This window comes from Nocardia sp. FBN12 (assembly GCF_054031145.1).
Genome location: NZ_CM132926.1, coordinates 3,439,665 through 3,463,050 on the forward strand (window position 1 = coordinate 3,439,665; position 23,386 = coordinate 3,463,050).

At 67.6% G+C, this 23,386-nt stretch carries 23 protein-coding genes and 1 pseudogene; 14 read left to right on the forward strand and 10 right to left on the reverse strand.

All coding sequences use genetic code 11. The features are described from left to right. Positions 1-13: 13 nt before the first annotated feature. Positions 14-604 carry a M15 family metallopeptidase gene (locus ACWZHB_RS16570; protein WP_427908823.1) on the reverse strand — a complete coding sequence of 197 codons (591 nt, stop codon included), beginning with the start codon at positions 602-604 and terminating at the stop codon, positions 14-16. An 89-nt stretch (positions 605-693) separates the two neighbouring features. On the opposite strand from ACWZHB_RS16570, the gene ACWZHB_RS16575 reads away from it, so the two are divergent. Then, entirely contained in the window at positions 694-1,377 is a 684-nt protein-coding gene (locus tag ACWZHB_RS16575) for a response regulator transcription factor (RefSeq protein ID WP_427908824.1), read from the forward strand. 55 nt (positions 1,378-1,432) lie between these two features. Further along, positions 1,433-2,473: a sensor histidine kinase gene (locus ACWZHB_RS16580; protein WP_427908825.1), complete on the forward strand. Its 1,041-nt coding sequence runs from the start codon at positions 1,433-1,435 to the stop codon at positions 2,471-2,473. Positions 2,474-2,507: 34 nt separating this feature from the next. On the opposite strand, the gene ACWZHB_RS16585 is transcribed toward ACWZHB_RS16580, so the two are convergent. Further along, positions 2,508-3,083, reverse strand: a complete 576-nt coding sequence (locus ACWZHB_RS16585) for a TetR/AcrR family transcriptional regulator (RefSeq protein ID WP_427908826.1) — start codon at positions 3,081-3,083, stop codon at positions 2,508-2,510. A 99-nt stretch (positions 3,084-3,182) separates the two neighbouring features. On the opposite strand from ACWZHB_RS16585, the gene ACWZHB_RS16590 reads away from it, so the two are divergent. The 3 genes from ACWZHB_RS16590 to ACWZHB_RS16600 all read left to right on the forward strand — a co-directional run bounded on the left by ACWZHB_RS16590 (position 3,183) and on the right by ACWZHB_RS16600 (position 5,676). Then, on the forward strand, positions 3,183-4,148 hold the full coding sequence (locus tag ACWZHB_RS16590) for a quinone oxidoreductase family protein (protein ID WP_427908827.1): 966 nt from the start codon (positions 3,183-3,185) through the stop codon (positions 4,146-4,148). A 103-nt stretch (positions 4,149-4,251) separates the two neighbouring features. Further along, entirely contained in the window at positions 4,252-4,716 is a 465-nt protein-coding gene (locus ACWZHB_RS16595; protein ID WP_427908828.1) for a YybH family protein, read from the forward strand. Between the two features lie 228 nt (positions 4,717-4,944). Next, positions 4,945-5,676 carry a dienelactone hydrolase family protein gene (locus ACWZHB_RS16600; protein ID WP_427908829.1) on the forward strand — a complete coding sequence of 244 codons (732 nt, stop codon included), beginning with the start codon at positions 4,945-4,947 and terminating at the stop codon, positions 5,674-5,676. 169 nt (positions 5,677-5,845) lie between these two features. Here the strand turns inward: ACWZHB_RS16600 and ACWZHB_RS16605 are convergent, their stop codons facing one another. Next, positions 5,846-6,250 carry a MerR family transcriptional regulator gene (locus ACWZHB_RS16605; RefSeq protein ID WP_427908830.1) on the reverse strand — a complete coding sequence of 135 codons (405 nt, stop codon included), beginning with the start codon at positions 6,248-6,250 and terminating at the stop codon, positions 5,846-5,848. A 64-nt stretch (positions 6,251-6,314) separates the two neighbouring features. Here ACWZHB_RS16605 and ACWZHB_RS16610 point away from each other — a divergent pair, with 64 nt between their 5' ends. From ACWZHB_RS16610 to ACWZHB_RS16630, 5 genes are all read left to right on the forward strand, one after another. Beyond that, positions 6,315-7,223: an NAD(P)-dependent oxidoreductase gene (locus tag ACWZHB_RS16610; RefSeq protein ID WP_427908831.1), complete on the forward strand. Its 909-nt coding sequence runs from the start codon at positions 6,315-6,317 to the stop codon at positions 7,221-7,223. A 400-nt stretch (positions 7,224-7,623) separates the two neighbouring features. Continuing rightward, the gene (locus ACWZHB_RS16615) at positions 7,624-8,427 is read left to right on the forward strand and encodes a class I SAM-dependent methyltransferase (RefSeq protein WP_427908832.1); all 804 of its coding nucleotides are present in this window, start codon (positions 7,624-7,626) and stop codon (positions 8,425-8,427) included. A gap of 96 nt (positions 8,428-8,523) precedes the next feature. Next, positions 8,524-8,802: a hypothetical protein gene (locus ACWZHB_RS16620; protein ID WP_427908833.1), complete on the forward strand. Its 279-nt coding sequence runs from the start codon at positions 8,524-8,526 to the stop codon at positions 8,800-8,802. Between the two features lie 1,028 nt (positions 8,803-9,830). Further along, the gene (locus ACWZHB_RS16625; RefSeq protein ID WP_427908834.1) at positions 9,831-10,454 is read left to right on the forward strand and encodes an alpha-ketoglutarate-dependent dioxygenase AlkB; all 624 of its coding nucleotides are present in this window, start codon (positions 9,831-9,833) and stop codon (positions 10,452-10,454) included. Positions 10,455-10,780: 326 nt separating this feature from the next. After that, a complete protein-coding gene (locus tag ACWZHB_RS16630; RefSeq protein WP_427908835.1) occupies positions 10,781-13,249 on the forward strand; it encodes a nuclease-related domain-containing protein in 2,469 nt (822 codons plus the stop codon). A gap of 153 nt (positions 13,250-13,402) precedes the next feature. Here ACWZHB_RS16630 and ACWZHB_RS16635 read toward each other — a convergent pair whose 3' ends face one another. From ACWZHB_RS16635 to ACWZHB_RS16655, 5 genes are all read right to left on the reverse strand, one after another. Then, positions 13,403-14,362, reverse strand: a complete 960-nt coding sequence (locus ACWZHB_RS16635) for a hypothetical protein (RefSeq protein WP_427908836.1) — start codon at positions 14,360-14,362, stop codon at positions 13,403-13,405. A gap of 182 nt (positions 14,363-14,544) precedes the next feature. Then, positions 14,545-14,811 (reverse strand): YciI family protein, encoded by a 267-nt coding sequence (locus ACWZHB_RS16640; RefSeq protein WP_427908837.1) that lies wholly within the window; start codon positions 14,809-14,811, stop codon positions 14,545-14,547. Between the two features lie 3 nt (positions 14,812-14,814). After that, positions 14,815-15,333, reverse strand: a complete 519-nt coding sequence (gene nusB / locus ACWZHB_RS16645; protein WP_378945470.1) for a transcription antitermination factor NusB — start codon at positions 15,331-15,333, stop codon at positions 14,815-14,817. Between the two features lie 2 nt (positions 15,334-15,335). Further along, positions 15,336-15,899 carry an elongation factor P gene (gene efp / locus ACWZHB_RS16650; protein WP_427908838.1) on the reverse strand — a complete coding sequence of 188 codons (564 nt, stop codon included), beginning with the start codon at positions 15,897-15,899 and terminating at the stop codon, positions 15,336-15,338. 64 nt (positions 15,900-15,963) lie between these two features. Next, positions 15,964-17,085, reverse strand: a complete 1,122-nt coding sequence (locus tag ACWZHB_RS16655; RefSeq protein WP_427908839.1) for a M24 family metallopeptidase — start codon at positions 17,083-17,085, stop codon at positions 15,964-15,966. Between the two features lie 160 nt (positions 17,086-17,245). Between ACWZHB_RS16655 and ACWZHB_RS16660 the strand changes: the two genes are divergently transcribed. The 4 genes and pseudogenes from ACWZHB_RS16660 to aroB all read left to right on the forward strand — a co-directional run bounded on the left by ACWZHB_RS16660 (position 17,246) and on the right by aroB (position 21,922). Then, a complete protein-coding gene (locus tag ACWZHB_RS16660; protein ID WP_427908840.1) occupies positions 17,246-17,719 on the forward strand; it encodes a prepilin peptidase in 474 nt (157 codons plus the stop codon). Between the two features lie 182 nt (positions 17,720-17,901). Next, positions 17,902-19,110: a chorismate synthase gene (gene aroC / locus ACWZHB_RS16665; protein WP_427908841.1), complete on the forward strand. Its 1,209-nt coding sequence runs from the start codon at positions 17,902-17,904 to the stop codon at positions 19,108-19,110. 227 nt (positions 19,111-19,337) lie between these two features. Beyond that, positions 19,338-19,832, forward strand: a pseudogene (locus ACWZHB_RS16670) (shikimate kinase); the annotation flags it as partial. A 971-nt stretch (positions 19,833-20,803) separates the two neighbouring features. Beyond that, positions 20,804-21,922, forward strand: a complete 1,119-nt coding sequence (gene aroB, locus ACWZHB_RS16675; protein ID WP_427908842.1) for a 3-dehydroquinate synthase — start codon at positions 20,804-20,806, stop codon at positions 21,920-21,922. Positions 21,923-22,033: 111 nt separating this feature from the next. Here the strand turns inward: aroB and ACWZHB_RS16680 are convergent, their stop codons facing one another. Both ACWZHB_RS16680 and ACWZHB_RS16685 read right to left on the reverse strand, forming a co-directional pair. After that, the gene (locus ACWZHB_RS16680) at positions 22,034-22,480 is read right to left on the reverse strand and encodes a B-4DMT family transporter (RefSeq protein WP_427908843.1); all 447 of its coding nucleotides are present in this window, start codon (positions 22,478-22,480) and stop codon (positions 22,034-22,036) included. Between the two features lie 86 nt (positions 22,481-22,566). Continuing rightward, entirely contained in the window at positions 22,567-23,385 is an 819-nt protein-coding gene (locus ACWZHB_RS16685) for a shikimate dehydrogenase (RefSeq protein ID WP_427908844.1), read from the reverse strand. Position 23,386 lies beyond the last annotated feature (1 nt).

The window sequence follows — 23,386 nt, forward strand, 5'->3', positions numbered from 1 at the left end:
GGAGCTGCGGTGATCACGGCTGCATCCTCGGGTCATGAGTCGGGTCGGCGTACAGGGGCGGGCAGCCGAGCTCCCCCGCGTCGGGGCGAAGTTCGTAGTGCCAGGGTTCGTTCGCGTAGATCTGACACAGCCCGTAGGCGGCGCCGTGCGCGGACAGCCATGCCGCGCCCTCGGTCCCGATATCGACCGCCTCGCCCGCTACGTGCGCAGACGTGTAGGGGGTTGCCACCCACCGAGCGGCCGCGTTCTCCGAGCCGTACTTCGAGACCGCCTCGCGCAGCAGTTGTCCCTGATATTGCGGCGACCGCCAGCCACTGTTGACGATCAACTCGACCCCGTCGTCGGCGGCATCGGTGGCAGCTTCGCGCAGAGCGGCGAGCAAACCGGGGTCGAGGTTGCCCACGGACGGATTCTCGTCATCGAAGAGCGTCGCGCCGGGCGGCCCACGGTGGCCGCCGACATAGCTGTCGATGGATCGCGCGACCGAGGACAAGGATGGCAGCGACTGGTAAACGAGGACACCGACGGTCGCCGCACTGACGAGGACAACGGCAACGAGGACACTCGATCGGAGACGGCGAGTCGCTGGTTCACTGTGGTTCATGCCCTCAGTCAAGGCAGCATGGTGTTGCCGGCGCGTATGCCGTTTCAGATATGCCGACGATATCCCCCGGCGGGGAGAATCGAGCGTCTATGCGTGTACTGATCGTCGAGGACGAACCCTATTTGGCGGAAGCCATCCGCGATGGCCTGCGCCTGGACGCGATCGCCGCCGACATCGCCGGTGACGGCGACACCGCGCTGGAGCTGCTGAGCGTCAACAGCTACGACATCGCCGTCCTCGACCGCGATATCCCCGGTCCCTCCGGCGACGAGATCGCCGAACACATCGTCGCCTCCGGCAGCGGCCTGCCGATCCTGATGCTCACCGCCGCCGACCGGCTCGACGACAAGGCGAGCGGCTTCGGGCTCGGCGCCGACGACTACCTCACCAAGCCCTTCGCGCTCCGGGAACTCGTCCTGCGGCTCCGAGCACTCGACCGCAGACGCGCCCACATCAGGCCTCCGGTGCGCGAGCTCGCCGGGCTGCGTCTGGATGCGTTCCGCCGTGAGGTCTACCGCGACGGCCGCTACGTCGCGCTGACCCGCAAGCAATTCGCGGTGCTCGAAGTCCTCCTCGCCGCGGAGGGCGGTGTCGTGAGCGCCGAAGAACTGCTGGAACGGGCCTGGGACGAGAACGCGGACCCGTTCACCAACGCGGTGCGAATCACCGTGTCCGCGCTACGCAAACGCCTCGGCGAACCCTGGGTCATCGCCACCGTGGCCGGTGTCGGGTACCGCATCAGCACCGGGCGTGACGGACAAGACCGTGGGTAGGCCGCCCGGGTTTAGTGTTCGGCTCAAACTCACCCTCAGTTACGCCTGCTTCATCATGCTCGTCGGTTCGCTGCTGATCGCCGCACTCGGTGTCTACTACCTGTGGTATCTGCCCGAGGGCTGGATCAACACGCGCAGCGGCGATTTCTGGATCGATCGCGGCATGCTGGTGCGCTCCTTCGCTCCGTTCGTGATCGTCGTGATGGCATTCCTGCTGGCGATCGGCCTGGTGGGAGGCTGGTTTCTCGCCGGTTGGATGCTCACTCCACTGGCCCGCATCACCGCCGCCACCCGCACAGCCGCGAACGGATCACTCGCCCACCGCATCCGGCTGCCGGGCCACCGCGACGAGTTCCGCGAACTGGCCGACGCCTTCGACATCATGCTCGCCCGGCTGGAAGCACACGTCACCGAACAGCAGCGATTCGCCGCCAACGCCTCCCACGAACTGCGCACGCCGCTGGCGATCACACAGACGCTGCTCGACGTGGCCCGTACCGATCGCACCCGCGACACCGGAGAGCTGATCGACCGCCTCTACACCGTCAACGCGCGGGCGATCGACCTCACCGAAGCATTGCTCCTGCTCAGCCGCGCCGATCAACGGTCGTTCACCCGCGAACCCGTCGACCTGTCGCTGCTCGCGGAACAAGCCACGGAAACGCTGCTTCCCCTTGCTGAAGAACACGGCGTCACCCTCGAGACCGCAGGCGAGGTGACCCCCACCATCGGCTCACACGCCCTGCTACTGCAGCTGACGACGAACCTCGTGCACAACGCGATCGTCCACAACCTGCCCACCTGGGGCACCGTGTGGGTCATGACCAGACTGCACCCCGAGGCCGTGGTGCTCACCGTCGAGAACACCGGTCCCCTGCTCACCCCCGAACTGGTTACCACGCTGGTCGAGCCGTTTCGACGCGGCACCGAACGCATCCGCACCGACCACGCGGGGGTCGGCCTCGGCCTGGCGATCGTCCACAGCATCACCGCGGCACACGCCGGAACTCTCACTCTCATCCCTCGCCCGGCCGGCGGACTCCGCGTCATCGTGCAGATTCCTCGTCAGCCACTCCAGCCCACAGCGTGGCGGTAGCAGAAGCGCTCGGACCTGTTCTCGGACAACATGGTCAGGGAGCGCGCAACACCGAACGAACCAATTCCTCGATCGCCGAGCGCAAACGGTCGACCTCGCCCGCCCTGGCCAGTTGCTGTGCCAGTTCCCCGCCGACTGTCGACAGCAATAGTGCGCCCACGGTGTCGGCGTCGATATCGGGACGGACCTCACGCAGGAGCGTGCCGATGTGCTCTGCCCAGAACGTGTGGAATTCAGCGCTGCGTGGGTGTGGCGGCATCGCCTGATAGGCCGCGATCAGTTCCACGTCGTCGGTGACCAGGCTCGTCATGGCGTCGAAGAAGGCGAGTAGCCGATCGGTAGCAGGCGCACCGGGCCCGAGGGGTGGTCGGCCGCTCGAGACCGCCGTCATCAGCTCGACAGCACCCTCGGCGACGAGCTCGTAGAGCAGCCCGGCACGACTGCCGAACCGATGGAAGATGGTGCCCTTCCCGACGCCTGCCGCCGCCGCCACCCGATCCATGGTCACCCCGGCCGCGCCGTGCTCGGCCAGCAGCGCGGAGGTGGCGTCGAGGATCGCCCGACGGTTGCGCGCGGCATCGGCGCGTTCAGTGGGACGTCGGTCGGTCATCGCACCCGCTTTCTCGGCACCCGCCGATCCGTTGACAAGTTGACCGCCGGTCCATATCGTTCGTGATATCTGGACCAGCAGTCAACTTATGGAGTTCTGATGCAGGCAATCGTAATGACAGAGACCGGCGGACCCGACGTCCTGGTGGCGCGCGAGGTCGGCGAACCTCGGCCGGGCGCCGGGCAGGTCGTCATCCGAGCCGAGGCGGTGCCGGTGCTGTACCCGGAGACCAAGATCCGGGCAGGGACGTTCCCCGCTCCCGCGCCGCTGCCCGAGGTCTTCGGATTCCAGGCGGCGGGCACGGTGATCGATATCGGCGCGGGCGTCGATCGGGGATTGCTCGGCGCCCGGGTGGTCGCGTCGACCAGCGGTTTCGGCTCCTATGCCGAACTCGTTGCCGCCGACGCCGATTCGGTGACGGTGATCCCGGCCGAGCTGACCATCGAGCACGCCGCCGCGATCCAGATGCCGGGGTCGGTGGCACTGACACTGATGCGGACCGCGGCCGTCGCCGCTGGCGACACCGTTCTCGTCGAAGCGGCAGCTACTGGCGTCGGCAGCTGCCTGACCCAGCTCTGCGCCGCCGCGGGGGTGCGCGTCATCGGCACCGCGGGCGGCGAACAGAAGGCCCGGCTCGCACGCGACAACGGCGCGCACGAAGTGCTCGATCACACCGCACCCGACTGGGCAGACCGACTGACCGACCTTCTCGCGGACGGCACGGTCGACGTCGTCTTCGATTCGATCGGGGGCGATTCACTGACACCACTTCTCGATCTGATCACTCCGCTGCGCGGCCGAATCCTCAGCTACGGCTGGCTCGCGGGCGCACCGGCGCAACTGGGCGCCACCGACCTGATCCTGCGCGGGCTGACCCTCACCGGCTGCGCGGGCACCGCCTGGCTCGGCGAAGTCGCCCGGCAGCAGTCGGCAGCACTGACGGCGACGGCGCAGGGCCTGCTGACACCCGCGATCGACTCGATTCTCCCCCTCGCCGACGCCGCGCGGGCACACCGAATGCTGGAGGATCGGATGGCATTCGGCACCGTTCTGCTGCGGCCGTGACGAACCCGGTGGACACCTGGGACATGATTCTCGACGCGAGCGGGTGGCAGGACTGAGCCCGCCGCCGAGCCGGTTCGGCGACCTGCAGTCGTATGTTGGAGCGATGACTGCCGATACACACGGCGTGCGCCCGAGGGCCGCCGTCGTCGCCACGGATCAGGACGCCGCTCCAGCCGCGATCACGAAGGTGTTCGGACGTCTCGAAGCCGCGCTCGCGGCGAAGGATGCCGTGGCGTTCGACAGCGTCTTCACCGATGACGTGGTTTTCATCAATCCGGCCGGCTCGGTCTTTCCGAACTGGGACGAGCTGCACGCCTACCACCAGACCGCGCTGCGGGATATCCCGGACGCCGAGGCGCACTACGAGATTCTGGCAGTGCGACTCCTTGCCGGCGGGCACGCGATCGTCACTGTCGAGCAGACGCTGCGAACACCGGATTTCTCGGTAACCAACCGCGGCACCTGGGTTTTCACGGAACGAGACGGCAGCTGGTGGGTCTGTTCGGTGCACAATACGAATGTGGCGGGCAGCGCGGTATCGCAGGGGACTGACGCTGTCAGCGACTGACTCGACCGCTCGCGTGATCACCTGCGGGGTTGGGTGCGTCCATGTCGGAGCCACCGAAAATCGGTGGCGAACGACTGCGACCACTGCTACCTTTCGGGAGTCCGTGCCAGAGAACGAGGAGGTGGTACCCGTGAACGCAGTATCGACGTGGGTGCTCTTCTCCGAGGTCACGGTCGGGCGATAGGTCGTCCGGGAGCGCCGTTCAGCGCACTCCCGAAAGGCACGACCGTGCAATTCATTACCGAACAGCGCCTCGACGACATCCTCGAACGCGAATTCACCCTCGGCGAGATCCCCGGGATCCTGTGGACGCCCGGATCTGCATCCACACCGGTGCCGCTGATCCTGGCCAGTCCCCCTCCCCTCGGGCTACGCAAGGCGTACCCGCGACTGCTGGCCCGGGCCCGGCACTCCGTGGCCCAGGGCTACGCCGTGGCCACCATCGAGCTCCCCGGCAGCGGTGATCGGCCCCGTTCGGCTGCCGCCGATCAGGCCCTCGCCGACCTGCGCCGGGCGCTGGCGGCCGGCGGGCCGGTCGACGACGAGATCGTCGACCGGCTCATCCTCCCGCTAGTCGACAAGGCGGTCCCGGAATGGCGGGCCACCCTGGACGCCCTGCTCGCGCTGCCCGAGATCGGGGGCCCGGTCGGCTACTCGGGCGGGGTGATCTCCATCGGCACCCGGCTGGCGGCGGTCGAGCCGCGCATCGCGGCCGCCGTTCTGTTCGCCGGTAGTTTCGTGCCCCGCGCCATACTCGGGGAGGCCCGGCACGTCACCATTCCGCTGCACGTTCTGCTGCAATGGGACGACGAGGGAAACGACCGGCAAATGGCCCTTGACCTGTTCGACGCCTTCGGCTCCGGGGAGAAGACGCTGCACGCCAATATGGGCGGGCACACCGGCGTACCGCAGCACGCCGGTGCGGAAGCGAACCGGTTCTTCGCGCGCCACCTGAAGTGATGCCGGGCCGTCAGGCCAACTGGTGACAAGGAGCTGCTATCGAGGACAGGTCCCGGCCCTCCTCGATAGCAGTGGCCGCAGTCGAGGCACTGTCATGCCGCCTCCTGCGCGACCTAGGAGACAGATGTCCTGATCAAGTGACATTCGCGGCAGCCGGTCGAGGCGACGTTCACGGTGCGGTGTTCTCGACCACGCGGCAGGCGTCAGCGTCGGCGGACTCAGGCGGTAGCGCCGCTGCCACGATGCTGTCCAGGACAGAACGTGCGGCCAGCAGATCGGCTACCGCCTCGGCGATCCGTTTCTGCTGACGATGAAGATCGGGAAGCATTTCCTGGCACCCGGGCGCCAGGCCTCGTTCGTCGTCGACCATGCAGGGCAGCATCTGGGCGATCGTGTGGGTGCTGAGGCCGGCCGCCAGCAGCGTACGGATGTTGCGTACCGTCCCGACGTCGTCTTCGCGGTACGCGCGATACCCGCTGGGCTCCCGCACGGGCTGTAACAGGCCTTGCTCCTCGTAATAACGCAACAGGCGAATGCTGACGCCGGTCCGGCGCGAAAGCGCTCCGATGCGCATCTGCGGATCACCACCCAGTTCCGAGTTGACTCTCACATTGATGTGAGACTTTAATCTACCCGGCATGACACCTTCCTCGAATACCGTGCAGGACAACCGCGTCAGCCTCCTCGGGCTCGGACCCATGGGCCTGGCACTGGGCAGAGCACTGTTGAAGCAGGGGCATCGCCTCACCCTCTGGAACCGCACCCCCGACAAGGCCGACGAACTGGTCGCGCAGGGCGCGCAGCAGGCGCGAACCGTGGCCGAGGCGGCGACCGCGAGCACGATCACCATCGTGTGCCTCAACGACTACGCGACCATGTATCGGGTCTTGGACCGCGCTGCCGCGGAGCTCGAAGGCAAGGTCCTGGTCAACCTCAACTCCGGCACGCCGGCCGAAGCGCGTGCGGCCCTCGCATGGTCGGCCGAGCGCGGCATCGACTATCTCGAGGGCGCCATCATGGTTCCACCACCGCTGGTGGGCGAACCCGGCGCGGTGATTCTGTACAGCGGCGACCAGGACGTCTTCGATCGGCACCGAACGACGTTGGCAGGCTTGGGCGACCCGCGCTATCTCGGTGCCGATATCGGGCTGGCGGTGCTCTACAACACCGCCCTGCTCGAGATGATGTACGCGACCATCAACGGCTGGCTCCATGCCACCGCCCTACTCGATTCCGCGAACGTCTCGGCACAGAAATTCGCCGAGCTCGCCCTCGGCTGGTTCATGCCGACCGTGGTCGATTACGCGTCCCTGGCCGAGCAGGCGCCCGATCTGGACGCCGCCGACTATCCAGGTGACCTGGGCACGCTGGCGATGAATCTGAATGCGCTGGAACACATCACCCGCGCCAGCGAAGAACAGGGCGTCCACTCCGACCATCCGCGGCTGATGAAGGAGCTCGCCGAACGCGCCGTCGCCGAGGGGCATGGCAGCCAGAACTACTTCGCCATCTACGAGCTGTTCAAGAAGGCAAAGCCGCGTTCGTGACCGTATGCGGATCGAAGCACCTGCATCTTCGTCGCATCGGTGCTCACACGAGGACCAACGTCCGGTTGAACGATGACCAGGTGTTTTCGGCATCGCTCCAATCGGCTCGCCGCAGTGTGGCTGACCGCCGTATCTGTCACCACTCATGACGCCCGGGCTGGTAAGACGCCGCGCGTTGACCAAGCTATCTGTCACCAGATTTCCATCACTGTTGTCACCGGCCGCACGTTCGGTGCCTCCTAGGCGAGTTGCCCGCCTTGGAACGCCCGCTCATGCCGGTGTGCGATTGTTCCGAGGTCCGTTGTTCGACGTTGGGCTGGCAGTGTGGATTCGATCACTTAGCCTGGAGAAGCCCGGTAAACCAGCCTTCGGCGCATGTCACCGGGCTTAGCGTCTAGCCATGAGCTGGTCTTCACCAACTTCCTCACCGGGTGACCCCTACTACACGCTGCCGAACGAATGGGGTTTCGCTGACGAACGCCTTGCCCTGCTTGGCGCGGCCTATGACTCAGGAAGTATCGCGCTTGCGCAACGGCTGGGTGTGAATGCCGGATCGCGGTGCCTGGAGGCCGGGGCCGGTGGTGGATCTTTTGCACGATGGCTGTGCAGTGTCGCACTGCCCGGCGGTCGAGTGCTTGCGGTCGATGCCGACCCGCGCCACCTCGCCGACCTACCTGGCCTTGGTGGCGAAGTTGCCCAACTCGACCTCGTCACCGGCGACATCCCCGAGCGCGCATTCGATTTCGTCCATACCCGATTCGTCCTGCTGCACATTGCTGACCGGGACATCGTTTTGGAGCGGTTGGTCCGAGCACTGGTACCGGGCGGCGTTCTCATGCTCGAAGAGGGCGACGGACTCGGCGTACTCGATGAAATGTCAGGTGCATTCGGCGAAGTATGGCGTGCCTTCGCATGCTCGACCGAAATCGCGGGCGCGAGTCAATCCTGGGCTCGGAGCTTGCCCGCGCAGTTGGAGGCACTCGGGCTCGTAGATGTTCACGCCGAAGCTGAGATTCCGATGTTTCGCGGAGGCTCACCGATGGCGCGCATGTGGAACCTCACCTGGGTACAGACCCACGACACCCTGGTCACTCTTGGTATCCCACCCGAAGTGATAGCCGCTGCGCAGGCCGAGCTGGAAGACGAACAGCAATGGTTGTACGCCCCACCCACGGTCCGTGCGTGGGCCACCGCGCCAGTATGACCGACCTGTGAGCCGCAGCAAGATGAGACCGGAGCCATGCCCGCTTCGTAGGACCTTCCCTGACGTGCCGAATAGTCTTAAGGACGGGAGGTTGTCATGACGGTCGGTCAAGGGCGAGACGTCGTCAATTCTGAGGTGCAGGAAATCCTGAACTACTTCGGGCAGTGCCCCATATGCGGCCACCCTGCCCGTGCGTGGCATATCACGGCGGAGTTCGATGACAATCGCGTCAGCAACCAGGATGTCGCTGAATGCGGCGGCTGGTGCGGCTGGAAAGGACCGGTGCGGCCGGTCGCGATGACGGACGGCGCGTTGGTACTCACGAAGGAACACAAGGCAATCGGACCCAAAGTTCCGGGCCTGCCCTCCGTTTGAGGCCCGACGCACTATTTTGCCGCATGTCGCGCTCTTGGTGACAGGTGTCCCCGCTAGACGCGGTTTGGTCCGAGGATGCGGTGGGTTGATCACGACACCTGTCACCGATTTGCCATCGCGAGGTGTCACCGATCTGCTCGTTTCGCGCCGCATGACCTACGACATGAGGTTGTATGTCGCGGTGCCGTTGAGCCGTGATCTGCTGTGGTCGCACTCCTGCCGTTGGACCGAGTTGGCGGTTCCTGCAGTAATTTCCGCCGGTCAAGCCCGGAGAGGGCAAACGAGCAATCCGGCCTGCCTGCGGCCTCCGTCTCGACCAAGTCCATGACGCTCCCCTCGTCGACACACCGACCCTGAGAAGACTGCTCGCGGTCCAACGCGACCTGACCATGCTGCTGGAAGACCGCCAATCGACCGCAATCAGCTGCGGGCTCCAAGCTCCTGCGCCGCAGTACTTCGTCGATCTCCGCGTCGTCACGGAACTGCTCAGCTCGTCCTGGCCCGCCGCGCGGGCGTTCGCGCCAAGCGCAGCGATTGCCACCGCCGTCGACAGAACTGTCGAAGCGCGGCAACCAGAAATCTCCACACAGCGAAACGGCCAGACTAAGACCCATCGCGCCGCTCCGCACCGGCGGCCTCCGCTTCCAGCTGATGAGTGCGGCGCGCTCCTCTCCACTGCGACGCAGATCCTGGGCACACTGAAGTGTCCCGCTGACGCAGCCGAACTGCTGGCCGAGCTCCTTGCGCATGATCGAACACGTCAACCCACCAGCAGCATTGGGTTGACAGACCGGGTCCTTCAAAGAGCTCAGAACGACTGCTCCCGAGGTCTTCGAACTGCGATTGGCATCATCACGCAGAAGATGTCCTAACAGGACGTTTCGCGACGCGGTCGTCATTGGTGGTGACAGAAATCGTGATCAGGTGACAGATATGGTGGTCAGCCACACGCAGCTAGCTTTCGCTGACCGCGTAGGTTAGCGGGTGATAATCGAACATACATTCGAACACGTTGTAGACTGGCGCTCATGTCGCTGCCCCTGCAAGGTTCACTGTTCGACGGTGACGCGGTTGCCCTGGGTTCGATCGGGGCGATTCGGCGCACCCAGCTCGACGCGACCAGCTGGGTCGATTCGCTACCCGGTTGGCTGAGCGGGGCGAGTCAGCTGTTCGATCGGTTGGCCGAGCGGGTGCCCTGGCATGCCGAGCGCAGGCCGATGTATGACCGGGTGGTCGATGTGCCGCGGCTGGTGTCGTTCTTCGGCGAGAACGATCCGCTGCCGGATCAGATTCTGGTGGAGGCCCGGGCGACGTTGAGCGCGCACTATGCGGCCGAGCTGGGTGAACCGTTTCGAACGGCCGGGCTGTGTTTCTATCGCGACGGACGCGACAGCGTCGCCTGGCACGGCGACACGATCGGCCGCGGCGCCACCCACGACACCATGGTCGCGATCGTCTCGGTCGGGGCGCCGCGCTCGCTGCTGTTGCGGCCGCGTGGCGGGGGTGCGAGTGTGCGGTTCACGGTGGGGCACGGGGATCTGCTGGTCATGGGCGGGGCGTGTCAGCGGTCGTGGGAACACGCGGTTCCCAAGACCGCGCGCCCTGTCGGACCACGCATCAGTATCCAGTTCCGTCCGCGGGGAGTTCGATGAGAACCGACCCGGCCCAGATCGGCGTTGGTCAATATTTACGGATCTCGCCGACATGGCGGATTGTCGGTGACTGGTCGTAGGATCCGGGGATGGGGAGTTCACTTCTGCCGAATATGGGGGCGTCGAGCACGTTGACGGGTCAGGTCACGAAGCCGCCGGTGGAATGGGTGCGGGCGGCCGCGGCAGGGCGAAATCCGGGGCCGCCGTGGTGATATCGGTAATCGGCATTGCCGAAGCCGTTGCTCAGCAACAGGATTCGGTTTCGATACGGCTGGTGGAGGCCGTATCCTGGTAGGAGTCCGCAGTCGGGTGCACAGGGGGTCGTGGTGATCGTCGTTGTCGCGGACGAGACCGAACTCGAAGGCGCAGAACAGATCGTCGGCGCGGCTCTCCGTGACCATGCGTTTCGGGCGGGCGGGGTGGCCGTGTTCCGCTGTCATGTGCCGGAGAGCCGGGGCGGGTCGGTCGAGGTGGACGCGCTGGTGTGCACGCCGCAGAGCGTGACCATCGTGGAGGTGAAGGGGTTCACCGCCCGCCAGGAGGGCACGCTCGCCACTCCGCCGAACGGGCCGTGGACCATCGACGGCGAGCCCGCCGCGCTCTATCACGCCGTGCGGGTGCCCAACCCGTTCGTCCAGGTGCGCCGACAGGTGTTCGCGGCGAAAAGCTTGCTGCAGCAGACGGGGATCTTCGGCTGGGTGAACGCGGTGATCGCCTTGGTCTCCCAGCCCGGCACCGAGATCACCATCGAGGAAACCAGGATCGCCGACGGCTACCGTGCGGTGCTGGTCGATCGCGACGACGCCAGTGCCCTGCACGACTATTTCCAAGCGGAGAGCGGACGCACCGTCCGGCTCAGCATCGATGATGTCACCCGGGTGTTCGCCGCACTGAACCTGGGCCATCTGCTGCCGGCACCCGATGAGCTGCTGGCACAGGGCTTTCCGGCCACACTCGACCCGGCAACCACCTCGCGCCCCGCTGCCCCGACCACAGTCGAGCTCGGTACGTCCGCGGGGACAGCGGATTCCGCTTCGCCCGCGGAACCGACCGGTTCGCCCTCGGCCGCCCAGGCCGCTACGCCCGCCTTCCTCGCCGCGATCGATCGGCTCGCCCATCGATCCCGCCCGCCGGCTCGCCCCGAAGAGCCCGCGACACCGATCCCCACCGAAGAGGGTGTGGAATCACACACTGCGAGTGAAGAATTCACCGAGGTCCCGGTCGGCGATCCGGACATCCCCGCGGAATCGGCCGCCGAGGTCGAACCACTCGGCGAGTCCGCACCCGATCCCGACCTCCCGGAAACTGCTGTCGCCGAAGAAGTCCCACCGCGCGATCCTTCCCCTGAACCTCTCACGAGCGTTACCGCGCCGCACGACGAGCCTTCCGAGACTGCGGCGACGGATGACGCTTCCGGAAAAGCTGTCTCGCTGAGTAAGTCGCTGCCGGGAATCGAATCAGGCGCGGCGGGTGATCCGTCGGCCGATGACGAACCTTCGACGGGTGTCGGCAGTTCGGAGCCCCGCCACGACACCGTCATGGAGGACGACTCCGCCGCCGGTACTCCTGCTGCTGCGGGTGTGGGTCCGAATGCTGGCGCAGGTGCCGCGATCGGTACCGCCGCGGCTCTTGGTGCCGTTGCGGCACTCGGTGCGGCTGCCGCCGCCGGTTCCCGTTCCTCCACTGGCTCCGCATCCTCTGCGAGTTCCGCTCCAGGCGCTGGTCCTGCTGCCCCCGCTGGTTCTGCCGCCGCCGCTGGTTCTGCCGCCGCCGCTGGTCCTGCTGCCCCCGCTGGTCCTGCTGCCCCCGCTGGTCCTGCCGCCCCCGCTGATCCTGCCGCCCCCGCTGATCCTGCCGCCCCCGCTGGCCCTGCTGCCTCCGCTGGCCCTGCTGCCTCCGCTGGCCCTGCTGCCTCCGCTGGCCCTGCTGCCTCCGCAGGATTCGGCGAGACCGGATCATGGAGTACCCCATCGACAACGAGCAGCAGCCCCGCCGTGGCACCCTCGTACCGTTCGCCGGAACCCGAAGAGCCCCGGGAGAACCCGGAGCACTGGTCCGATTGGGTCGAGCGTGACCGGACGTCGCGTCGGCTGACGCTGCCGGAAAGGTGGCGGGCACGGCGGCGGGGAAACGGCCCATCGCTGATCGAGCGATGGCACAACCGTCCCGTTCGGGAGCGGACTACGCCGCGGCGCGGGCTGCGGGTGGGGCCCGGCGTCGCTTTGCTGCTGTTCATCGCACTGTTCGGGGCCGGGTTCTTCGCGATCACCGCGGTGCAGGCGAGCCGATTCGAGATGTCGGACTACGACCGGATGTGCGGCGAGGACAAGAAGGCGTTCCCGAATGCCGCCCCTTATCAGCGAGACGGCGCACGCCCGATCTACCTGTCCGGCGAACTCACGGCCATGGTCGACCCGGACGACCCGACCGCATGGAATCCGCGCGATCCGTCGACCGTGCAGCTCATCGCCTGCATGAAACAGCTGGAACTGCGCGACCTCGTCCAGACCTGCCAGTACGGCCCCTCCCCCGGCGCACCGATAGGACGCACCGTCAACCTGTTCCGCGCCACCTACGAGATCGCCGTCTACGAACTCCATACCGGTCGCGAGGTCGCCAAGGCGACCATGCTCGGCGAGCGCTATTCCGCCGACCCGTCCAACACCGACCCGGACCGGTGCCGAGCCGCGGCCGACGCCCCCGACTACCTGGGCCGCCGCCTCGGCCAACCCTCGACCGCCCAGCTCACCGGCTTCCTCGCCCCGCTGGTCCACGCCGACCGCGCCACCCCTTGACCTGAAGCCCACTCGAGGTAGCAAGATCACTTCGTGCCCAGCGCACACCCGACACCGCGCCCACCCAGCGCCGGTCGCGCCTCCGCCGGTTTCCTCGTACACCCACCGGCGGAGGCCGTCGGGACCATCAAGTGCCGACGAGGGTCCCGGCGACTACGGCGTCGGGACGCCCTGTTCCGCGGTCGGTCTGCCACCGGTCGGCTCCCCACCGGTTCCGAGTTGTTGTGCGCGAGCGAGTTTCACCTGAGCTCGCAGGAGGTCCTGGCCAACGATCTGCAAGGTGTGCGGCTCCACGAGGCCCCGCTCACGGATCAATTCGGTCACGGTTTCCAGACGCAGCAACGAGGCCGCCAGATAACCCTGCAAGACGCCGATCCGATCGGCGGGCACCGTCTGAATCGACCGGCTCGCCAATGATTCCAGATCGCGTTGCGCCTTGAGGGTGTCGGAGGTGAGCACCGCGAAAACACCCCAGAGATCGTCCACTGCCGCGCCGGCGATCTGAGCGCGCAGCGACTCATAGGATTCGTGACGGCGTGCCGAGGCTTCTCGCACATCGCGCAGGGCATCGTTGAGGTGCGATCTGACCGCATCCGGAATGTGGTAGACGTGATTGACCTCGGTCGTGCCGATACGCTCGGCCACCCGGCTCACAACCGCCAGCGCGTCGTCGAGATCGGTGAGCGCGACGCGGAGCAGCGGCGCGGTCGCGTGAAACCGCGGCTCCATGGCCTGCAGATCGTAGAACTCGTTGATTCGCCTGCCCGCCACCGCGATATCCCGGCTGAGCAGCGCGACGTTCTCGTGTAGTCCCATCGCATGCAGTCGCTGATCGACGGCGGCATCAAGTGCTGCAGCGACATTCGGGTCGCGCGGTTCGTGGATATGGTGCACAGCCGAGGCGATCCCCGACCGGGAGAACGCCTTGGTGAAGAAGATCGTACTGATCGACAACGACAGTCCGAGGACGAAATCCGGTTCCGCGGTGAAGACGTCGCGGATGTTCCCCCGTGCCATGATGAGAGAACCGCCGGCTACCAACAAGCCGAGGACAGCCCACAGATATTGCGCCCGAGTCATGTGCCAGCTGCTCAGCGTCAGGTTGTCGCTCATCTTCTCCCCCACTGCTGCGGTCGAGCGGGCGACCGCGACTATCTCCTACGCATCATCCTGTACACCACCGTGATTCGCACCCCCGATCGTGAAACTGCCACGCGTCCAACGGCCGACCCGCCTGGCCCGCGGACGACGACAGCCGCACGTTCAGGATGAACGTGCGGCTGTGACAACGGGATTCACGCTGAGACGGTGATTTCCCATTCGTAGATCGTCAGATCCGAGGCGCCGGTAGTGTGGAGCGGGTCGGCGTGGGCAATTGTTGTTGCGGCGGTGAGATTTTCGGCCAGGATGACGTAGGCGCCACCCGTGCCGTCGGTGAACCCGCCGCTTTCCTGGAGTTGCCCCTCGGCCAGCAGCTCCTGCAGGAAGGTGCGGTGCGGTTCGATCACCGAGGTGTCGAACTTCGGGGTGCGCTCGGCCAGCACGAGGTACTTGCGCGCCACGCCTCAGGACTCCGTCTCGCCGCGCGCGGCCTTCGTCGCGGCCGTTGCGGCCGCCGCGGCGCGGACCTGGGGTGCCACCTGCACCACCTGGCCGAGCACGCCGTTCACGAACGACGGGGAGTCGTCGGTGGACAGTTCCTTGGCCAGCTCCACAGCCTCGTCGACCGCGACGACCGGGGGCACGTCGGTGGCGTGGAACAGTTCCCACACCGCGATCCGCAGAATGGCCCGGTCGACGGCGGGCAGCCGCTGCAGGGTCCAGTCCTGGAGGTAACCCTCGATGGTGCCGTCGACCCGGTCGAGGTCGTCGGCGACGCCCTCGACGAGGGTGGTGGTGTAGGCGTGCACGGGGGCTACGCTCTGGTCGCGGGTCGCCAGCTCAGCGCGATCCGAGAGCAGCACGGAGACGTCGACATCGCGCGCCTCCGCCTCGAACAGCAAGTCCACGGCCCGGCGGCGCGCCTTGTGGCGTGCGCCGAGCTTCTTGAACGAGCCCTTCTTGTCTGCCGGGGAGTCGGTCACGATCAGCCGTTGACGCGGCCGAGGTAGCTGCCGTCGCGCGAGTCGATTTTCAGCTTGTCACCGGTGTTGATGAACAGCGGGACGGCCACCTCGGCGCCGGTTTCCAGGGTGGCGGGCTTGGTGCCGCCGGTGGAACGGTCGCCCTGCAGGCCGATATCGGTGTGCTGCACGACCAGCTCGATGGTGACGGGGAGCTCCACGAACAGCGGCGCGTCCTCGTGCACGGCGACCTGCACGCCCATGTTCTCCAGCAGGAAGCGCGCACCGTCACCGATGGTCGCCTCCGGGATGGCGATCTGGTCGTAGGTGTCGCCGTCCATGAAGATGTAGTCGCTGCCGTCGTGGTACAGGTAGGTCATGTCGCGACGGTCGACGGTCGCGGTCTCGACCTTGACGCCCGCGTTGAAGGTCTTGTCGACGACCTTGCCGGACACGACGTTCTTCAGCTTGGTCCGCACGAACGCGGGGCCTTTGCCCGGCTTCACGTGCTGGAATTCGATGATCTGCTGGAGCTGACCGTCGATCTTCAGCACAAGGCCGTTCTTGAAGTCGCTGGTGTCCGCCACTGTCCTCGGATCTCCTCGTTCGTTTTACTGCGTACTGGGGGTTACTGCGTTCTGCGCGCCGACGTCAGTCGACGACGATCAAGTCCTTGCTGGTGCGGGTGAGCAGTTCCGGGCCCGCTTCGCGCACCACGAGCGTGTCCTCGATCCGGACCCCGCCGCGGCCGGGAAGGTATACACCAGGTTCGACGGTCACCGCCACACCAGCCAGAAGTGTACCGGTACTCGTTTTCGCCACTCCGGGTGCTTCATGGATCTGCAGCCCGACCCCGTGTCCGAGACCGTGCACGAACTGTGGGCCGTACCCCGCGTCTTCGATGATCATCCGGGCCGCGGCGTCGACCTCGCTGGTCTGCGCACCGGGTTTGAGCGCCTCGGTGCCCGCGCGTTGCGAGCGGGCGACCAGTTCGTAGATCTCGCGCTGCCAGTCGGCGGGGGGACCGAGGACCAGCGTGCGGGTCATGTCGGAGTGGTAGCCGCTGACGGTCGCCCCGAAATCGAACTTCACGAAGTCGCCGACGGCAAGGACGGCGTCGGTCGGGCGGTGGTGCGGGATGGCCGAATTGACGCCCGCGGCGACGATCGTCTCGAAGGAGATCTCGTCGGCTCCGTGCTCGAACATCGCCCACTCGAGGTCGCGGGCCACCTGCTTCTCGGTGCGTCCCGGACGCACCAGGCCGCGTTCGAGCAAGGTGGCCAGGGCCTTGTCCGCTGCCGTACACGCGGCGCTGAGCTGGTCGACCTCGTAGGGGTCCTTCACCATGCGCAGCTGTTCGACCAAGCCCGAGGTGGGGGCGAGCTGCAGGCCGGTGCGCAGTTCCTGGAACGAGGTGTGCTGATCGACGGTGACCACATGACTCTCGAAGCCGACACGGCCCAGCTGCCATTCCCCGGTCAGCTCGAGGATCCGGCGCGCGGTGGCCCGGCAGATCTCGGCCTGCAGATCAGGGACCTGTCGGGCGACCTGCGCGGAGTAGCGGCCGTCGGTGCCGATGACGGTGCGGTCCTCGGCACCGCGCATATCCCACGAGTGCACCAGCACAACGGCATTGGATCCGGTGAAGCCGGTCAGGTAGCGGATGTTGACTAGATCGGTCACCAGCAACGCGTCGACACCGTTTTCCACCAGCAAGCTCCGCAGGGCACCGCGCCGGGCCGCGTAATCAGGAGCGGTGAATTCAGCACACATGGGTCAACGCTACCGCTGAACACGCGACACGTCGGCACGCGATGCCGTTGATTCCGTGTCGGCGGACAACTGGAGACGGCTTTGTTCACATGCAAGGAAGTTGTCCACATTCTCTGCTGAGGCCCACTTCTGGTGGTCGCGACGCAGCACGATCGAACCCATGACCACTGCCGCGTTCTGTTGCCTCATCGCCTGGTGCTTGCTACTCGGCGTCATCGATATCCACGCCCGTCGGCTTCCCAACGCGCTGACCGGCGTCGGGGCGGCCGCGGTGTTCCTGTTCGCCCTGTCGACAGGGCAATTGGGGACCGCGGTAATCGGCGCCTCGCTGTTGACGATGCCGTATCTGGTCACCCACCTGCTCTCCCCGGCCGCACTCGGGGCCGGGGATGTGAAGCTCGCGGTAGCGCTCGGTGCCGCTGCGGCGATCGCCGGGCCACCGGCCTGGGTGTGGGCCGCGATCGCCGCACCGGTGCTCACCGCGGCCGTCGCGGCGGTGCTGCTCGGCAGTGACCGGCTGCGTGCGGTGCTGGGTCGCGATTCGGGGCAGGTGCGTGCGGCACCGGCACGACGGCTGGTTCCACACGGTCCGGCGATGTGCCTGGCCACGGTGACCGCGATGGCGCTGGCATGACCACCGGTGCGACGCGCCGGGATGCTCCCGGGGACGCGGTTACGTCGGCGGCCCATGGGAGGTCGGTTCGGCCGGATCAGGGCGGCGACCGCCACCGCCCGGCCAGGCGCGGGGCCGACGTGCCGCTCGTCACGTCGGCCCGCATTCCCGGCTACACGTGTCGACATGGGAAGATGGTCGGCGTGTTGCGCTGGATAACTGCCGGAGAATCCCATGGTCCCGCTCTCGTCGCCCTCCTGGAAGGGATGGTCGCCGGAGTCGAGGTGACATCGGACGATGTCTCCGCACAGCTCGCCCGCCGCCGGCTCGGTTACGGGCGCGGCGCCCGGATGAAGTTCGAGGCCGACAAGGTCACCCTGGTCGGTGGCGTGCGCCACGGCCGCACCATGGGTGGTCCGGTCGCGATCGAGATCGCCAACTCCGAGTGGCCCAAGTGGACCGAAGTGATGTCGGCCGATCCGATCGACGAGACCGAGCTCGCCGGGATGGCGCGCAATGCGCCGTTGACCCGTCCGCGCCCCGGGCACGCCGATTACTCCGGGATGCTCAAGTACGGCTTCGACGACGCCCGCCCGGTGCTCGAGCGGGCCAGCGCCCGCGAGACCGCGGCCAGGGTCGCCGCAGGCACGTTCGCGCGCAACTTCCTGCGCCAGGCCTTCGGCGTCGAGGTGATCTCGCACGTGGTGTCCATCGGCACCGCGGCCAACACCACCGGTGTCACGCCGGGCCCGACCGATCTCGACGCGATCGATGCCAGCCCGGTGCGGGCGTTCGACGCCGAGGCCGAGGCGGCCATGATCGCCGAGATCGAGGCGGCGAAGAAGGACGGTGACACCCTTGGCGGTGTCGTCGAGGTGATCGTGGACGGCCTGCCCATCGGGCTCGGTTCGTTCGTCAGCGGGGAGCAGCGGCTCGATTCGCGCCTGGCCGCCGCCCTCATGGGCATCCAGGCGATCAAGGGTGTCGAGGTGGGCGACGGGTTCGAGACCGCGCGCAGGCGCGGCAGCCAGGCCCACGACGAGATGCGCCCCGGCCCCGACGGTGTGCTGCGTTCCACCAACCGCGCGGGTGGCCTCGAAGGCGGCATGACCAATGGCGAAGCACTGCGGGTGCGCGCCGCGATGAAGCCGATCTCGACCGTGCCGCGCGCGCTGTCGACGGTCGACATGTCCACCGGCGAGGAAGCCGTCGCCATCCACCAGCGCTCCGATGTGTGCGCCGTGCCCGCCGCGGCTGTGGTCGCGGAGTCGATGGTGGCATTGGTGCTGGCGCAGGCCGCGCTGGAGAAGTTCGGCGGCGACTCGCTGGCCGAGACCGTCGACAACATCACCAGTTACGTCAAGCGGATCGGCAGCCGCCCACACGTGCCCGCGGACAGCCGTACCCCGTGACCGAGCAGGGGCAGGAGGGGACCGCGCCGGAGAGCGACGCGGGCCCCTCACCGGCGAGCGCCGAGCCGGTCACCGCGACGACCGTGGAGCCCGAGGCGTCGGCCGCCGAGAACGCCCGAGCTCGGACAACCGCAGAACCTGACGCTCGGGCAACCGTCGAGGCCGAAGATCCGCTGACGGCCGGCTCCGAAGCCAGCGGCACCGACGCGGACGCCCGGACCACACCGGTGGCGCGGGTGGTGCTGGTCGGGCTGCCGGGGTCCGGGAAGTCGACGATCGGGCGCAAGCTGGCGAGGGAACTCGGGGTCGCGCTCTACGACACCGACGCCGGGATCGAGGCAGATACCGGGCGGACCATTCCCGACATCTTCGCCACCGACGGCGAGGCCGAGTTCCGCCGGATCGAAGAAGACGTGGTGCGCCGCGCTGTGCTCTCCCACGACGGCGTGGTCTCCCTCGGCGGTGGGTCGGTGCTGTCCGCACGGACCCGGGATCTGCTGCGTGGCGCGACGGTCGTCTACCTGGAAATCAGTGTGTCCGAAGGGGTTCGGCGTACGGGCGCGAGCAGTACCCGCCCGCTGCTCAACGGTGTCGACCCCGCGGCCAAGTACCGGGATCTGATGCGCGAGCGCCGCCCGCTCTACCGTGAGATCGCCTCGGTGCGCGTGCGGACCGACGGGCGAAGTCCGGGTCGGGTGGTGCGGATGATCCTGGCCAAACTCGGTCTGGAATCGGTGCGCACCGATCTCCCACCCACCCGCGCCAACGCCGGAAACATCTCTCCCGCTTCGAGTTCGGTCGCCGGCAGGCCGGGAACGGGCAGCAATCGGTCCAAGAACCGGCGGCGTGCCAGGGCGCGCGCCGCCGCCGCGCGCCGAGGCGGAGTCGAGCAGGCGGGTGTGGTGGCGACCGAACGTCGCGCAGGCACTGACGACCGGAACCGTTCGGCGGCACCACACTCCGCGGCCGATGGCGCGACAGTCGACGACACCACCGGCGCCGCCCGCACAGCTGGTGCAGCGCAGGGTGAGTCGCGCACGACCGGCAGTCGACGGTCCCGGCGCGGTCGGTCGCGCCGAGGTGGCGCGCGCATCCGTTCGGCGACCAGCGTCACCACGCGTGACACGGGCGGCTCCGTGTCCGAGAACCCGGCGAGCCGCGCGGACGCACGAACAGGCAACGCCGAAACGCAGCCGGGTAACCGCAACGCCGGTCCGCACGAGCCGGGCGACCGCAATACCGGCACCAGCCAGCCGAGCACTCGCAACGCCGGCACCAGCCAGCCGAGCACTCCCCAAGCCGACACCGACCAGCCAGGCGACCGTGCTGCCGGTACCGGGGGGCGGGCGAGCAGCCGCGGCGCTCCCAGTGGTCGAGCAGGCGGGCGCGGCGCTGTCACGAAAGGCCAGGCGAGCAACCGCACTACCGGCCGAGGTAGACGGTCGGCCAGCCGCGAGGCAGGCGCCCCGGGACGGGCGGGTCATCGTGGTGGCGAGTCCGCCGAATCTTCGGGTTCGGCGGCGACCCCTTCGCCGGAAGGCCGGGCCGGGGCGCCGCAAAAGGTTCAGCGGGCCGGACCGTCCGGTGACGCGGACCGTGCGACGAGTACCAACGAACGCAGGCGACGCAGTCAGCCGCGGCGACGCAACGGACGACGCAACAACAACGACCAGAAAGAATCGGAGCAGCGCACGTGACAGAGCCGAACATCATCCAGGTCCGCACCGCCGACCCGTACCCGGTGATCATCGGCCGCGGACTGCTCGGCGATCTCGTCGAAGCGGTCAACGCCGGCAATGCCGTGCGAACCGTGGCGATCTTCCATCAGCCGCCACTGGCCGAAACCGCCGAGGCGGTGCGTAAAGCACTGGCCGACACCGGGATCGACGCGCATCGCATCGAGATCCCCGACGCCGAAGACGGCAAGGAGCTGGCCGTGGCCGGGTTCTGCTGGGAGGTGCTCGGCCGGATCGGCCTGACTCGCAACGACGCCATCGTGAGTCTGGGCGGTGGCGCCGCTACCGACCTGGCCGGCTTCGTCGCGGCCACCTGGATGCGCGGAGTGCGCATCGTGCACGTGCCGACCACGCTGCTGGCGATGGTCGACGCGGCGGTCGGCGGCAAGACCGGTATCAACACCGAGGCGGGCAAGAACCTCGTCGGCAGCTTCCATGAGCCCAGCGCCGTGCTGGTCGACCTCGCGACCCTGGAAACGGTGCCGCGCAACGAGATCGTGGCGGGCATGGCCGAGATCATCAAGGCCGGTTTCATCGCCGACCCGGTGATCCTCGACCTCATCGAAGCCGATCCCGAGGCCGCCCTCGACCCCACCGGCGAGGTGCTGCCCGAATTGATCCGCCGCGCGATCCAGGTCAAGGCCGACGTGGTCGCCGCCGACCTCAAGGAATCAAGCCTGCGCGAGATCCTGAACTACGGCCACACCCTCGGCCACGCCGTGGAGCGGCGCGAGCGTTACCGCTGGCGTCACGGCGCCGCGGTCTCCGTCGGCCTGGTCTTCGCCGCCGAACTCGGCCGCCTGGCCGGTCGCCTCGACGACGCGACCGCCGACCGGCACCGCACCATCCTGGAAAGCGTCGGCCTGCCCGTCACCTACGACGGCGACGCCCTCCCCCATCTGCTGGACGCGATGCAGACCGACAAGAAGACCCGCTCCGGCGTCCTGCGCTTCGTGATCCTGGACGGTCTGGCCAAGCCCGGCCGTCTCGAGGGCCCCGACCCGTCGCTCCTGGCCGCGGCCTACTCGGCCATCGCCCGCGAAGCCACCCCTGGCAGCACCCCGATCTTGCTCTGAGGTCCGCGCTGGCTGTCCGTACGCTCCCTCAGCACCCGACCGGGAGCGTACGGATTCGGTCACACATCTCGTTGCCGGGTCTGATTCGGTTGCCGGAGAGCGAGATTCCGCTCAGTTCGCGGTGGCGAACTGTTGTTCCGTTGCAGGAGCGGCGGTTTCACTCGACCGCCGAGCCCGGGAGTGACCGAAAGCGACACCGACCATCGCGGGCAGGAAGACCAGCAGCATGATGAACGATGCCGCCGACGTCAATTCGTAGAGGATGCCCGCGTCGCCGAGTTCGATGCCGGGGATCTGATCGAGGGCCCAGCACACCGCCGAGCTGGCCAGGCCTGCACCGAGCCCCGCGGCCAACCAGCGGACGATGAGGCCGTCGTCGCCCGTCCGGCCGTCGCGCACGCCCCAGGTGACGGCCGCCGCGATGATCACGAGCAGGCACGCCGCCCGCCAGAAGGTCCCATAGGTGGGCCAAGAGACCATGGCGAAGCCATCGAGGAGGACGCGGCAGGCGACGACCAGCGCGCCGAGGACGGTGGCTCGTAACACCCAAGCGGTCATGGACAACACCTTAGCGGGCTAAAACTAGAACCGGTATCAATTCTGCGGATCAGTCGGAGATCATGATCGTGCGGCGAAGCCGTCGGCTACTGCCGCGGGGCGGACTCCGCCAGTGCGGCCGCCATCGTCGCACGCGGTGCTGGCTGTCCGGTGAACAGCTCGACCTGCCCGAATGCCTGATTCAGCAACATCTGCAGCCCGCTGACCACCGTGTGCCCGGCCGCCTCGACCGCGGTCGCCAGTGGAGTCGGCCACGGGTTGTAGATGGCGTCGAGCACGACCGGGGCGGCGGCCACCGCCGATGCGATCATCGCGGCGGCCTCCGCAGGCACCGTACTGACCACCGCACCGGCCGACGCGCACACCGCGCGCACCTGCTCCTCGTCGAGCGGAACGACCCTCGCTCGCATCCCGAGTCGATCGGCCAGTTCCAGCGCGCTCCGTGCCCGTCCGGCATCACGGGCGATCACCGTGACGGTCTTCGCGCCGAGTTCCGACAGCGCCAGCAACGCGGGCCTGGCCGTGCCACCGGCCCCGAGCACGACAGCCTCGTCGAGAGCGGAGACACCACCACCGCGCAGCGCACCGAGCACGCCGTCGACATCGGTGCAGTCCGCCGACCAGCCGCCATCGGCGCGCACGAGCGTGTTGGCCGAGCCGACCAGCACGGCGCGTTCGGTGCGCTCGACGGCCACCGCCAGCGCCGCTTCCTTGCCCGGCATCGTCACCGACAACCCGACCCACTCCGGCCCGAGCCCGGCGACCACACCGGGCAGCTGCTCCGCCGAGCACTCGATGCGTTCGTAGCTCCAGGGCAAACCGAGCGCCCGGTAGGCGGCCAGGTGCAGCTGGGGTGAGCGCGAATGCGCGATCGGCAGACCGAGCACCGCGGCCTTGCGGCTCATC